The organism is Nitrosospira sp. Nsp2, from assembly GCF_003050965.1.
Taxonomy (GTDB): Bacteria; Pseudomonadota; Gammaproteobacteria; order Burkholderiales; family Nitrosomonadaceae; genus Nitrosospira.
In genome coordinates this window covers 297,968-312,328 of sequence record NZ_QAOU01000004.1, presented here as the reverse complement: position 1 = coordinate 312,328, position 14,361 = coordinate 297,968, and the positions used below count along the sequence as shown (strand labels likewise).

The 14,361-nt window shown below is 54.5% G+C and carries 11 protein-coding genes; 7 read left to right on the top strand and 4 right to left on the bottom strand.

Annotated features, from left to right (window positions below):
• Positions 1-550 precede the first annotated feature (550 nt).
• Positions 551-1,132, top strand: coding sequence for a hypothetical protein (locus tag C8R31_RS11270; protein WP_107694154.1), 582 nt, complete (start codon positions 551-553; stop codon positions 1,130-1,132).
• A 54-nt stretch (positions 1,133-1,186) separates the two neighbouring features.
• Positions 1,187-1,585: a hypothetical protein gene (locus C8R31_RS11265; protein ID WP_107694153.1), complete on the top strand. Its 399-nt coding sequence runs from the start codon at positions 1,187-1,189 to the stop codon at positions 1,583-1,585.
• 239 nt (positions 1,586-1,824) lie between these two features.
• On the opposite strand, the gene C8R31_RS11260 is transcribed toward C8R31_RS11265, so the two are convergent.
• Positions 1,825-2,886 (bottom strand): transporter, encoded by a 1,062-nt coding sequence (locus C8R31_RS11260; protein ID WP_219907515.1) that lies wholly within the window; start codon positions 2,884-2,886, stop codon positions 1,825-1,827.
• An 837-nt stretch (positions 2,887-3,723) separates the two neighbouring features.
• Between C8R31_RS11260 and C8R31_RS11250 the strand changes: the two genes are divergently transcribed.
• The 5 genes from C8R31_RS11250 to C8R31_RS11230 all read left to right on the top strand — a co-directional run bounded on the left by C8R31_RS11250 (position 3,724) and on the right by C8R31_RS11230 (position 11,099).
• On the top strand, positions 3,724-4,515 hold the full coding sequence (locus C8R31_RS11250; RefSeq protein WP_107694151.1) for a Kazal-type serine protease inhibitor domain protein: 792 nt from the start codon (positions 3,724-3,726) through the stop codon (positions 4,513-4,515).
• Between the two features lie 63 nt (positions 4,516-4,578).
• On the top strand, positions 4,579-5,805 hold the full coding sequence (locus tag C8R31_RS11245) for an NAD(P)/FAD-dependent oxidoreductase (RefSeq protein WP_107694150.1): 1,227 nt from the start codon (positions 4,579-4,581) through the stop codon (positions 5,803-5,805).
• A gap of 100 nt (positions 5,806-5,905) precedes the next feature.
• A complete protein-coding gene (locus C8R31_RS11240) occupies positions 5,906-7,597 on the top strand; it encodes a carbamoyltransferase C-terminal domain-containing protein (protein ID WP_107694149.1) in 1,692 nt (563 codons plus the stop codon).
• A 14-nt stretch (positions 7,598-7,611) separates the two neighbouring features.
• Entirely contained in the window at positions 7,612-8,967 is a 1,356-nt protein-coding gene (locus C8R31_RS11235) for a N,N-dimethylformamidase beta subunit family domain-containing protein (protein ID WP_107694148.1), read from the top strand.
• A 260-nt stretch (positions 8,968-9,227) separates the two neighbouring features.
• Positions 9,228-11,099, top strand: coding sequence for a glycosyltransferase family A protein (locus C8R31_RS11230; RefSeq protein ID WP_258192679.1), 1,872 nt, complete (start codon positions 9,228-9,230; stop codon positions 11,097-11,099).
• A 411-nt stretch (positions 11,100-11,510) separates the two neighbouring features.
• Here C8R31_RS11230 and C8R31_RS11225 read toward each other — a convergent pair whose 3' ends face one another.
• From C8R31_RS11225 to C8R31_RS16655, 3 genes are all read right to left on the bottom strand, one after another.
• Positions 11,511-11,840: a BON domain-containing protein gene (locus C8R31_RS11225; RefSeq protein ID WP_107694146.1), complete on the bottom strand. Its 330-nt coding sequence runs from the start codon at positions 11,838-11,840 to the stop codon at positions 11,511-11,513.
• A 611-nt stretch (positions 11,841-12,451) separates the two neighbouring features.
• Positions 12,452-12,838, bottom strand: coding sequence for a hypothetical protein (locus C8R31_RS11220; protein WP_146164587.1), 387 nt, complete (start codon positions 12,836-12,838; stop codon positions 12,452-12,454).
• Between the two features lie 366 nt (positions 12,839-13,204).
• Positions 13,205-13,960 carry a hypothetical protein gene (locus tag C8R31_RS16655; protein ID WP_308811273.1) on the bottom strand — a complete coding sequence of 252 codons (756 nt, stop codon included), beginning with the start codon at positions 13,958-13,960 and terminating at the stop codon, positions 13,205-13,207.
• Positions 13,961-14,361 lie beyond the last annotated feature (401 nt).

Sequence of the window (14,361 nt, the reverse complement as noted above, 5' to 3'; positions counted from 1 at the left end):
CATAATTCTCCGTGGTGTTAAATTGGCGAGCTGTTTAGTCTCGTGACAGCGCGACGTCGTCAGCTCATCTAAGCGGGAAACGGGCGGCCAGGGAGCACTATGCGTTGTTTAACTCTGTGAAACAATTGGACTAAGGTACGACATCATCACAACTGGCATCCGAGAAAATCGACGTAGCGTAGGAGGCTGATAAGATGGTGCGCAAGTAAGAGGTGCGGGCAGCAGGTGCGCAGCGAAATGCCCCGTGGAAAGGGGTTGAAACAAGCAAGAAGTAACGCTGGCCAGGGCCAAAAACAGTATGGAGACGAGGTGTGAGGATCAATACGGAATCGATATTCGAACTTGCCCTTTCCCAACTCCTGGAATAAACCCCCAATACAATCGAACTCGATCTTGCCATTAAGGTGGGCGGCAAAAGCCAACTTTTCCTTTCGACGCGGCATGTCCACTACAATGTCTGAAACACTTAAAAATTCTTGCCACATCAGCTACAGAAACCTTCCTTCGATCGTTGTCACACTTGTAGGTGTCATGTCAATCTTCGTTAACCATGGAAAACAGGCAAAAACCGCTTGGCAAGGTCAGTAAAACCACCTCATCCGTGCGGCGTAAAAAAGACCCTTATACTGACTTATTAAGCGAACTAGCCGAATTGCTCCACTATCTGACGATAATGGAAAGCGAAGCCAGCGAAACGCTGGGGAAGGTAGATCCGCGCCATCGCGTCAGTGCGGCAAATCTGATTCATTATCTCGGCTTAAGCCGGCGCGACGTGCGCCCCCTGCAGGAAAAACTTGCAGCGGCTGGATTGTCGTCAATGGGGCACGCGGAGTTCCATGTTCTAAGCAACCTCAAGGCAATTATTATTCTGCTGGAGCAGGCGCTTAGACAGCAGGGACAGCCAACGCTTTCTTCCATCATGGATTCTTCGGCGATGGGCCCCGCACTGCTGGAGACCAACACCAACGACTTGCTTGGCAAGCCCCCAGCGCAAAGGCGCGTGCGTATTTTGGTCACGTTGCCAGGCGCCGCCGCGAATGACTACCTCTTAATCAAGGACTGCTTTTTCAGGGCATGGATTGCGCGCGTATCAATTGTGCGCACGATGACCCTGCCGTCTGGTCGCGCTTGATCCGTTCAAATCAAACGCGCACGTCGTGAAACAGGGCGCCCCTGTCGTATTCTGGTGGATCTGGGCGGCCCCAAACTGCGCACCGGGGAAATCGGGCTTGGCCCGGCAGTACTTAAATGGCGGCCGAAACGCGACGCCTATGGAAAAGCGACGGAGCCCGCACGTACCTGGGTATACCCAGAAGGCGATGCATCCTCCTGCCCCGCACATGCGCATGCCTATTTCCCGGTCAAAGGGGACTGGCTGGAACAGGTAACGGCGCATGACAAAATCGAATTCACCGATGCCAGGGGCGCACTGCGCCGCCTTCACCTCGTCGGACAGGTCGGCCCCGGCTACTGGGCGGAATCCATCCAGACCACCTATGTCAAACCCGGCCTGAAGCTTTTTCTGCTGCGAGTGCCCGTACCGGGGCATCCCCGAGCGGCAGGCTATGCGGGCAAACTTTGCTGATGTGCGGGTGGACAGCTCTGTGCGTCCAGGTAAGCAAGGCTCGCTCAGCCCTAACCGGATGGCAGCTCCTAATTCCAGGCATCTCAACAAAAGCCTCCTGCTGGGTGCCCTTTAATGGGTGAAGGCGGCAGGTATTGAACCCGAACCCAACTAATACCGCGTCATCAGTGAAAGAGTAGAACCTTGGTTCATCTAGTCCAATGTGGGTTAATACTTCAAAATACCGGCATTTGAAGCATTTAAAAACCGCTCCCCCACCGGTGCTGGTAAGCGATCCCGATAATATCGAGGTTAGCTCCGCTTTGGGCCGAAACAACCGAGCTGCCGTAGAGCTTGATAGAATTCTGACGATTGATTGGAAACGCCAGGCTCGCACCCAAGCGCGAGGTCTGCTGCATATCATCGTTTCTCCTGCCGTCCATCGTGGAGCGGGCACCGGTAAAAAACGTCGCATCGAGAGAACCCCAGATGCCGGAGGATCCGAAACTGTAGATCAGATGGCCCCGCGCAGCATAGAGCGGATCCCGCTCCAGGTTTCTACCCTGGAAAGGTTGATTGTTATCAGTAAAAATATATGCGCTTGCAGCAAGCTCAAGTGTGACGGGCCCCAACCTCTTGGACAGGCCAATTTCCGGTTTGAAATACCAGCGGTTAGTGCCGATATTCACGAGCCTTTGATCATCGTATTGCCCTCCTGGTGCTGAAACCGCCAGACTTACTCCCAAGATGGTGTCCTGTTTGTAATTAGCGAATTCTTTGACTGAAAGAGCCGGGGCTCCAAGGAGGTTCACGTAAAGGCGAACAACAGGATCGCTAAATCCACCGACTGCCCTGCTTCGCGGCTCCCCTGCTACTAAAGCCTCGCCAGAGAACCAGGCATGAGGAACGATGATGTCGAACTTACCCGATTTCCCCCAGATATCAAGCGACCTTGCATAAGCGAAGATGGAGGTATGAACTTGTAGTTGAGCATCTTTAATCGGCACCGCCGGAGAGAATCCCACGCCGCCGTTCATAAAGGCGTAACCTGCAACGATAAAGTTCTGCCCGACAGGAATATTGGAATAGGCTCTGGGTTCGAGATCGGCTGCACCCACCTTCGGCGCTATCGCTGTGAAAGTCGCCGCTATTAATAGCTTGCCAAACCGCACTTGCGCGAATCTTAAGAAGCAGTCGCACATGTTCAGGGTGCTGCGCTCGATAAGATAATCCAACCCATTTTCATCCGTCAGTTCTTGGCGTGCAGCGTACTCATACCAGGGTAATTGATACCGTTGGCATACGAATTTATAAGAAAGCACAAAAGTTACTAAGTTGTGCTTGTGCGCCCGTACCAGAGACGGATGTTTTTATTCATATACCGTCATCACCCGGTAATCAAATCGTACAGGTCAAATTGAAAACCGGTGTGGTAAGCGTGCAGGGTGACCCGACGTTTAGCTGAACCTTAGTTAACTTCTAGTTAGATTTAGCTAATATGATAAGATTCCAAAGCTTGGTCACAACCTGGATTACAAAAGGCATCGCGTGTCGCTCGATCTGGATTTAGAGAAGATAACAATCGCATGCCCTCAGTGTTCGGCTAATTTTGAGGAAACGATCTCGCGGCTGAAGTACGAACCGAAGCTTAGCTGCCCTCATTGCAAACACCATCTGGGCGTGAATCTTCTCGAACTGCATATCGTTCTGGAGTCGGTTAAAAAATCCAGTGATGATCTCCTCAAAAAGCTGGTTAGCCGCCCCAACGGTAAAAACTAAGTCGAGTATTAGCGCACCGCGCATGAGAACAGCTCGCGTGACCAATATCTAATCTTTTTGCCTGGCTGATCGAATCAGTTGCCGGGAACGCGATTCCCATCCTTACAACTGCCCTGTTTCCAAACCCGCCTGATTCTTCCTTTGCCCCTGCTGTTCACTAGCTCGTAAGTATCGGCAGCACCTCCGTTTGTTCCCACCAGCTCTCTGCCTCGCATCAGTCTGGATCCCGCAGTGGCTCGTAAATTTCAAAACGATTTGACTATAAAAGAAACGCTGCTATGAATAGATCGGGGGCTCACAGAAGCTGAGCCTTTTTTCACTGCAAAACAATGATTGCAGGAATTCGCTCTTGCCGTCCTCAATACTGTAAGGAGGGAACCATGAAACAGCAGCTGCGCGTGCTCGGCGTTTTCGCCGCATTGATGGGTTCGTGGGCCATGGTCGGTCCTACCGGGATTATTCCTGTATCCCAGGCAGAGCCCGTTCAGCCCTCAAAGACAATTAAAACGGAATACCAGTACGCGGCCAAAGTTGCTTGTTCGCTTCTGCTGCCACATCAGGATGGCACGTTGGCACGGGGGACGTATCGCACCACGGTCAATATACACAACCCGACGGACAAGAAAGTCGCCGTAGCCGCCAAGGTGGCGCTGGCGACGCAGTTTGGTTCGGACCCCGGTCCATTCGGCGTCACGCCATTCAAGGAAGCAGTGCTACAGCCGGACGGCGCGGTGGGGGTAAGCTGCTTTGATATCGCGGGCTATTTTTGTCCGATTGATGGGGTCTGCGTCGATTTTGCCTTCCTCGAAGGATTTCTGGTCATTAAAAGTCCGGTCCCATTGGACGTTGTAGGGGTTTACACCGCCCGGCATACCGATGGAGAAGTGGAATCCATCGACGTGGAAACGGTACAGCCGCGGCAAATTCGAGAGACGGTCAATATTGGAGCGGCAGAGCCCACCAAACCCGGGGGTGGAAAACGCGTCGACTACCCGCCCAAGGGCAGCTCCGCATACGGGGATAAGGAACCCAAGCAAATGTGCGGCGGAATCGCCGGGTTTAAATGCCCTGCCGGCAAAACGTGCGTGAATGATCCCGCGGATGATTGCGACCCCACTAAGGGCGGAGCCGACTGCAGCGGAATTTGCGTCAGCTCGCCTGAGGCCAGGTAGCTGCGCAGCGTTCACAGGGAATATGGCGCTCCGGCCCGGTCCTGGCTTGAACAGTAAATCGGCATGAGTCGGGTTTACGATGTGATTGTCATTGGCGCGGGGCCTGCCGGTTGCGCGGCAGCACGCACCTTGGCCAAATCCAACTTATCCGTTGGCCTGTTGGATAAAGCGGTTTTCCCACGCGACAAAGTCTGCGGGGACGCGCTTATCCCCGACGCTTACCATGCACTAAAAAAACTCGGTCTCATTGAACGTGTGATCGATATCTCTTGCCCCGTCCGAGGAATGCGTCTGACCGGCTTCGACGGCAGCAACGTGCTGGTCCGGGCAGCAGGCGCGTGCGTGCCTCGTCTGAAACTGGATGAGTTACTGTTGAAGAGCGCGATTGAAGCAGGCGCGGAGTTTTTGTCTGGGCATGAGTTCGCTCGTATCGCTGACGAGGATGGAAAAACTTACTGTGTCGAATTTTTTAACGGCAACGATTCGGTCATTGCCCGATCAGCGTGGGTTTTGCTGGCAACAGGCGCCGCTATCAAGCCCATCCAACAAGCTGGCCTGTTGCTTCGAGCTGAGAGCCGAAGCGTTGCCGTTCGTCAGTATGTGCGCAACGAACGCTTGGCAAAGGATTTCAATGAACTGGTATTTGCCTTTGACCGTACCGTAAAGGGTGGCTATGGCTGGGTTTTTCCCGGTCCGGATGCGATATTCAACATCGGTATCGGCTTCTTTGGTTCAGCGCACAAGCACAGCAACCCCCGCCGAGCCTATGAGGGATTCGTAGCCCAATTGCCCCTGGCACGGGACTTGATTCGAGATGGCACAATCCTGAGTCCTCTTACAGGCGCGCCGCTTCGCACCGGCTTGGCTGGGGCGCGCTTCGCTAAAGGCGGCCTGATGGGTATTGGAGAATGCATCGGTGCGACTTTCCCGCTGACGGGCGAGGGAATTGGGAAGGCAATGGAAACAGGAATGCTTGCCGCCAGTGCAATCATCGCCCAATCCTCTTCGGGCCGCGGGGCGGTGGCGGAAGCCTATACTCAAGGCATAGCCGGTCTACAGCCCAAGTATGACGTTTATCGTAAAGCCGAGTTCATGTTTAGCTGGCCGTACCTGACCAATAAACTGGTGACGCACGCAGATAACAGTCTCTATATCCGCACCAAGGTTGAAGGATTGTTCAACGAAACCACTGACCCGGCCTTCTTATTGACGCTCTCGGGCTGGCGGCAAATTTTATTTGGTAGCGGCAATGAGGTGCAGAACGTAAGGCCAAAAGACAGAATTTCTTAACGTGCGCTTCCACCGGTTTCTGTAACGAATCCAATATCCGAAATGGGAACTCGATACGGAAACGTGTACTAACGCCGCACCAGATCTAAAGGAGGATCCGATGACCGATGCACCAGTAGTACTTGGCGTGAATCGCACGCAGGATGCAAGCATATGCCTGATGCGCGGATCACAGGTGGTGTATGCGATACAAAAAGAACGGCTTACGCGGGAGAAACACCACTGGGGCAAGCTCGACGACTTCCGTAATATATACATGCCGCATCTTCCCGATCTGAAGAGGCCGATTGATGTCCTCGTTGAGTGTTATTCTTCGGACACGGAGATAAAAAATCTTTCCGCCTACGAGCAGGAGCTGGCTGAAACGTTGACCATCTCTCCCGACTGCCGCCGGGCTCGCATCTCGCACCATCTCGCACACGTCTATAGCGTATTCCACCCCTCCCCATTCGAGGAGGCGGCAGTAATGATCATCGATGGCCAAGGCAGCCCGGTTTCCGAGTTCACCGAGAAATGGAGCGGCGCCAAAGACGTACCCTCGAACTGGCGGGAGGTGTCCTCGTTCTACCGATCTGATCGCCAACACGTCGAATGCATCGGCAAGCAATTGTGGGATCGCAACGAGCGACGCCTGGTCGGGCTGGGCATGTTTTACTTCCTGCTGACACAAACGATTTTTCCGGGGGAAGGCAACGAAGGCAAGGTAATGGGCCTCGCCCCGCACGGCGATCCGGATGTGCTTGGCCTGCCACCACTCGATGTAGACGGTGCGCAAGTGACCATTCCCATGCGTTGGATGGAAACCCTGCGAGAGCGCGAACGCTTCCGCTATACCGGCGGCGATCGTTCTCGCTTTACGGATGCTGCCAATCTTTCTGCCGCAGGGCAGCGGGCGTTCGAAGAGGCCGTGCTGGAAGTCGCCCGTTGGCTTCACCACCAAACCGGTGCGGAGAATCTTTGTTTTGCCGGAGGTACCGGGCTTAACTGTTCAACCAATGACCGGCTGCTGCGGGAGACGCCTTTTCAGCGCGTCTTCATTCCACCAGCGCCGAGCGATGCCGGGACGTCGCTTGGGTGTGCAGTATATGGACTGAATGAGCTTGCGGGCATGCGCTGCGACTATCGTTGGGAAAATGACTATCTCGGACCTGAGCCGCAACTAGCGGACATCGAGGCTGCTTTAAGCGAGGCCGATGACCTCATCGTCGAGCACATCGAAGGACCTGCCGACCTGTGCACCCGAATGGTCGACCTGCTGTGCGTCCCCAAGGTGGTTGCGCTGTACCATGGGCGTAGCGAGTTCGGGCCCCGTGCGCTTGGCCATCGCAGCATTCTCGGAGACCCGCGCCACGGCCATGTTCGCGACTGGATCAACTCCAAAGTCAAGGAGCGCGAGTGGTTCCGCCCGCTGGCGCCGGTAGTGCTGCTTGAACGCGCGGAGGAATTCTTCGACATCCGCCGGCCCTCCCCCTTCATGCAATTCGCGGCGCCGGTCCAGCCGCAGGCAGCGCATATCATCCCTGCTGTCACGCATGTCGACTGCACGGCGCGGCTGCAGACCGTGGGCGAGCACGACGATCCATTCCTGCGCTCGTTGCTCCAGGCATTCGATGCACGCACCGGCGTTCCGGTAGTACTCAACACATCCTTTAACCGCAAGGAGGAACCCATCGTTGAAACACCGGCTCAGGCGCTGGACTCGTTTCGGCGGACGCCCATGCATGCGCTTGCGATGCCACCCTATCTGATACGTAAGCGTGTCGAACCAGAGCCGGTCGCCCCTATCCCGTAACGAGGAGAGCACGTGTGATCCATGGCTATCCTGCCCGCGCAGGCGTGGCGCCCGGAGAATCTTTGGTGCTGCACATCTCAACCGACGCGGCTCGCTTTCGCGTGCTCTTCTACCGTTGGGGCGAGCGCTTGCTGCTCGTGCATGAAACGAGCTGGCTGGCGGGCAAATACGCGTTACCGCAAAGTGCGGCGGACGACTGGCAATGGCCGCCGTATGAGTTCAAGATTCCGCATCATTGGCCTTCAGCGGTGTATATCGCCCATCTGGAGGAATCCGGCGGGGGCGGTATCGATCTGGCAAACAAAAGCGCTTCAGCCCTGTTCATCGTGAGTGGCAAGCGACGCAGCAAGCTGCTCTACAAGATTCCGCTTGCTACCTACCACGCTTACAACTGCACCGGCGGAGGCTGTTTTTACATCAATCCGCCGCGGTCTCAGGACCCGGCGGGGGCGAAACTATCGCTGCACCGTCCGGGCGGAGGCATTGGGGGCGAGACCTGGGGCGCTCTCGACTACTACGACATGAGTTCGCCGCGCCAGACCTTTGCGCATTGGGATGCACGTTTCATTCGCTGGCTCCTGCGGAACGGATATTCACCGGAATTCTGTACCGATTTCGATATCCATGCGGATCGCGATCTGTGTAATCGTTATCGCCTTCTGCTCAGCGTTGGGCACGACGAATACTGGAGCGAGCCGGCGCGCGACCGGGTGGAAGATTTCGTATCGAAAGGCGGGAACGTCGCCTTCTTCGGAGCCAATCTCTGCTGGTGGCGCATTCATGTCGTCGACGACGGAACTGCGATCGTGTGCCATCAGGGGGGCCCTCATGGCGCCTTCGATCACTGGTGGCCGCAGACGGGCGCGGCGCGTCCTGAGGATGCGCTCACTGGAGTCAGTTACCGGAATGGGGGCGGCTGGTGGGACGGCCCACGCCATACGGAGGGATTTATCGTGCAGGATCCCGAGCACTGGGTATTCGCCGGGACCGGGCTGTCCCACGGTAATTCATTCGGCAGCAATACCTCGCCGCCGCTGGTCGGATACGAATGCGACGGTGCACCATTAGAGAGCTTCGACGGGACAGCCGGACTTGCCGTTCTTTCTTCAAACGCGCACCTCACAGGAACGCCATCCGGGTTTCGCGTCCTGGCCGCAAGCTTGCTCGATGGCGACTGGCAGGAACGCCCACCGCGTGAAATGTACCCGGCAGGTGCTGGCATTCACGCGGCAACCATGGGGATTTTCGCGCGAAACGGAACCGTGTTCACCGCCGGAACGACCGACTGGGCGCAGGTGCTCGAGAATGCCCAAGATCCTCACGTCGACAAGATCACACGCAACGTCATTAATCGGTTGCTCGACAAGTGAGCTCCGGCCCCCGCACGACGAAAGTATTTCTGCATCTGCTCCGATTCGAGCGAAGAAGCAAGTCGATACGGGGTGACCAGGGATTCCTCTGGGTAGATCGGTTTAAAGCAGCTCACGGCTGGGCAACGTGGCCGCCTCTTCGAATCAGAACGTACCTGTTCCGTCCGATTTCAGACGTATCAAAACCTCACTGGATAGTCCCCTTATTACTATACTTACTACAACAGCCCGGGCTCGGTACACAACCATAAGAAGGAAAAATGATGCAGCCACCATACTCTCCATCGGTCAGCGTAGTGATTCCCACTTACGAACAAGCAGGGTTCATTCGCCGCGCGCTTGACAGCTTGCAGGCGCAAGTCCTCACTGATTGGGAAGCGAGCGTAATCGACGACGGCTCGCGGGATGCAACCGCGGAGGTAGTCTCCAAATACTTGGGCGACGTGCGCATCCGTTATTACCGATTGGCAAAAAACCAGGGGCTGGGCCATGCCTTGAATGAAGGCATTACCAAAGCGAAAGCGCCGCTTATCGCTTACTTGCCGAGCGATGATGTCTATTACCGCGAACATCTGCATAGTCTGAAGACATGCATCGAGATACAGCCGGAAGCCGTGTTAGCTTATTCCGGTATCCGCCACCATTACAATCGGCAAGCGAGCGGGCAGATTGCCGGATTTTCCTTGCAACTGGTCCAGTGCATGCACCGTAAAACGGCAGCGCGCTGGTTGGAACGCCCGGAAGTGGAATCGGATGACCTGGAGCGACTCTACTGGGGGCTGCTGCGGCCCCTCGGCGCTTTTGCCGCCAGTAACAGCATTACCTGCGAGTGGGTATCCCATCCGATGCAACGGCACAAGATCATGCAAGAGCCTGAAGGCGGCATCAATCCCTTTCGCTCGCACTACCGGGTCGAAGAACCGCTGCGCTTTCATACTTCGGTAGGCCATTCGATTGATGAGGTGGACCACTATCGAAGGATGCGCGAAAGGCCGGATACGCCCCCGGCCTGCGATGGACTGAAAATACTTCTGGTCGGCGAACTGGCGTATAACGCCGACCGCGTACTTGCACTGGAAGAGCAGGGGCACAGGCTGTATGGCTTGTGGATGCAGAATCCGCACTGGTATAACACCGTGGGACCGGTGCCTTTCGGACATGTCGAGGATTTGCCGCGAGACAACTGGCGCGGAGCGATAAAGCAGCTCCAGCCGGATGTTATTTATGCGTTGCTCAACTGGCAGGCCGTGCCGTTCGCACATGAGGTATTGATGGCGACCCCTGGCATTCCATTCATCTGGCATTTCAAGGAAGGGCCATTCATTTGTCTCGAAAAAGGAACTTGGCCCCAATTGATCGACCTGCATCAGTATTCGGATGGGCAGATCTTCTCAAGCCCGGAAATGCGAGACTGGTTCGATACCATCGTTCCCGGCCTGTCGCTGAGCAAACCAACCCACGTGCTGGATGGCGACTTGCCAAAGCGCGACTGGTTCGATTGGCCGCGCACACCACTGCGTTCCTCAACCGCCAGCGAGATTCATACCGTGTCGCCCGGCCGGCCAATCGGCCTCCACCCGCATCATGTGGTGGAGCTCGCAAGACAGGGCATTCATCTGCATTTTTACGGAGAGATAACCCATGGACAGTGGCTCCAGTGGATAGAAAAAACTCAGGCCATGGCGCCTGGGTATCTGCATTTGCATCCCAACGTAGACCAAAGCCGTTGGACCACGGAGTTTTCGCAATATGATGCGGGATGGCTACACCTTTTTGACAGCGGCAATGGAGGTGAAATCAGGAGGGCAAACTGGGATGACCTGAACTACCCGGCCCGACTCAGTACCCTCGCGGCAGCCGGGTTGCCGATGCTGCAGAAGGCAAATGACGGCGCAGTCGTCGCTACACAAACATTGGCGAAGCAGCTTGGCACCGGAATTTTTTTTGACACGATGGATGACCTTGCCACGCAGCTACGAGATCGTGAGCAGTTGCAAATCATCCGCGAGCGGGTTTGGCAGCAACGCGACCTTTTCACGTTCGACTACCATGTGCCAAAACTGGTTGATTTCTTCCGCGGAGTGATCGGTTCCGCATCCAGTAAAACGGAGCGGGGCCGGAGACTGGCATGAAAGCGTCGAATACCCCGACCAGATGAGGCCGTCGATACTTCTGGCGATTTGCTTAAGGCACGCGGGGGTTTCGTCCCTCAAGCAAACGACTGTCATGCTGTTTCTCTTGCCCAATTCAGAACTATCAGCCTGTCGCTGTCGGCTATACCGACGAACGTCTAATAAATGTTTCCGCTTGCGTAGTGGCAAGAGTTCCTGTTACGACGGTTAATTTCAGTGCTGGGGTAAACCCAGCATTTCGGGCACCGGGGGTACGAAGTTACCGACGATTCGAGGGATGACGATGACCTGCCGCTACTTGCGTTTTGCATTTTTGTCTTTTTGCCTCCCCTACATGACAAAATAACAAAAAAAACGGCCGGAGATAACCCCGGCCGTTTCGTTTTGGGCCTAGGACGCGAGTCACTGGGCCTAATGGTCTTTCTTAATCTTTATGTGATTCTTGACCTTCGTGACACCTTCAACAGAGTGCGCGATCGAATGCGCTTTATCAATTTCCGCTTGGCTTCTGGCTGTGCCGCTCAGCACTACTACACCGTTCCGATCTGTATCAACACTGATACTCGTCGCGCTGACATCCTTTTCGGCGGCCAGCTTGGTTTTGATCTTGCTGGTAATCACCGAATCCTTGACAAATTCGCCCACACTTGAATCAGAGTCGTGATCTGCGGCAAAGCCCGCAACAGGCGCTAATAACGTCCCGATCATAAACACACTCGCCAAAAGTTTAACTGTTTTCATTTTCTTATCCTTATAGATGATGGAGTGCCTAGGATGCAATTTTTCTCAAGCTCTGTCTGTACGGTTACATACACAGGGGCCCCATCTCGTGCCCTACCCGACGCTACTAGCTTTTAGCGTGGGAAAAATATGTGTCGTGAAATAAGTTAACGAATCAGGAAAAAAGGAATTTGCAAAGAGAAAGAGGGGGATCTATCGGAAACTCGGGGCTGATGCAAGGCATCCATGTTAGGGCGCTATATCGCCCCAACGGGGGGAGTAACGGTAACAATAACGGAAATGTAACGCCGGGAGATAGGATAAGAGCAGAAGATGCCCACCGGGCTATTTGGAAGCCTCTGAACAGGCCACCGTTAAGTTACTGCAGGTCTGAAACTCGGTAATTGATTTAAAGGTTCGCCGGTTGTGTCACGATAATTACCGCTCTAACGCGGACAGATGGACCGCGTTGCTCATCCTCCAGGTCTTTCATTGATTTTCCCTGTTTTTATCTTTGAGAAACGCTGCTCCATGAGGGTCGGGGCTGGGTCATCCCGGGTCTGGACTCGCCCCCTTTTTTCTTTTGATCTATGTACCCGGTCCCCATCTCTTCTTTCTCTTTGGGACATGCCCTAATATTTATCTTTTGGACCCATTCTTTTTGACCCATCCTTACCCTTTTCGGTGGAGCTTTTTTCGGTGTAGCCTTCCCCCGTGTGGCCTTTGATTGGGTCGTCCTTGTCGCTATGGTCGGCGGGGTTCTCCTTACCGATTCGTTTTGTTGAACCCGCCTTACTCTTTTCGGTGGAGCTTTTTTCGGTGTAGCCTTCCCCGGTGTGACCTTTGATTGGGTCGTCCTTGTCGCTATGGTCGGCGGGGTTCTCCTTAGCATGGCCGCTTTGCCCGGAAGAACTGCTACTTTGGGCATGCGCAATGCCAGAAACTCCCAAAAACACGGTACAGGCAAGAATCAGCATGGATGCGGACGATCGCGTAGTGCATATAGATGAGAATTTCATGATTGTTCCTTTTTTCATCCAGCAATATTGCTTGTCATGAGATTATTGATTCCCCTCCCACGCTTCGGTGCGGTAACCCACCATATAGAGGTTTTCATGGCTTTTTCCTTTCGCTATGTAGCGATATTGCTGTGATTATTTAATAGGCACCGCCTCCGAAGGCGCAGCGGAACTTTGTTTAATCTTCTTCTACGATAATTCTCGCGTCATAGCAGATCTGCACGAGGAGCCGCCGACGCCCTGCTCGGCGGCAACAACCGTGGCCCAGCATCAAGTGGGTTTTTACGGCGACGCTCCAACAATGGTGGAATCTGCTAGAGGAGGTAATGACACATTGCGAGGGGACAACAACAGGCGGTGCTCCACTCACGCAATCACGTCTAAGCTAGGATTGAATCCCGAGACGGGCAAGCCGTCGACACCGACCACTTTTACTTGAACGTCATCGCCACCATATACGTTCGCGGTTAGAACTCCCGTGAAAGCATCATATGACAACTGGCCCGAACGGAAGCTTTGATTCCCTGCCGCCAACAAGTTCACATTTGCATCAATTGTGGAAAGGTCGATCTTATCCCCTGGGATTAGGTGACGAAGCGGTCGGACCAGAGGGTCCCACTCCCATCTGTCTTTACTAAAATCAGTGATGGTATCGTACTGCCCTCCCGCAGGGCTCTCACTGACTGAATCGAAATCAAACTTGTCTGCTCCATCCCCCCCTTTAAGAGTGTCTTTTCCCGGCCCGCCAGCCAGGGTATCGTTCCCGGTCCCACCGTAGAGATCATCGTTGCCGGGACCACCGTAAAGAGTGTCATTTCCACCATAACCGTAAAGTTTGTCATTTCCCTTGTAACCGGAGATGGTGTCATCGTTTTTTGTGCCCTTTAATGACGGAAAGAATTCCTTGTGGCGAAAGGGGGGCCAGGGGTCGATGGGGGGCAAGGGGTCGATGGGGCGGAAGAGTTCGACGAGGGGCCGGGGATCGGAGGGGCCGAGGTCGATGGGGGGCAAGGGGTCGATGGGGGGCAAGGGGTCGATGGGGCGGGGCGGGATGATGGGCCCATCCTTTACCCACTGCCACGTGTCATTATCGTTATATTTTGTCCCATGTATTGTTGCCATGATAATTCTCCTCATTTGAGATTAAAGACAGCGTTCAATTACGACGCGAACCCACGATAACTCCGGCTCGCAGGATGATCTGTGCTAAACACCACACGAATCTTATGGCTACCTGATGAGGTAGCGGGCTACTCGAATGGTAGTTAGCGGATAAACCCCGAGAAAGGGTTCCAAAACGGCATTGTTGAATCCGTAGGTGCTTCATCTGGCACTACGCGGCTTTCCCTTTCATTTATTCACATAGAGGATTAAAAGTTCCGTTCTTCCGCCCTACAGCATTGCCTCTAACTCTGACACTGTAAGGGGGTATAAGAACGATAATCCTATAAGTAGGGGTATATCGGGGAAGACCTGACATCGACGCTAATAATCCCTGAAGATTTGTAGTATCGTTTCAAAAT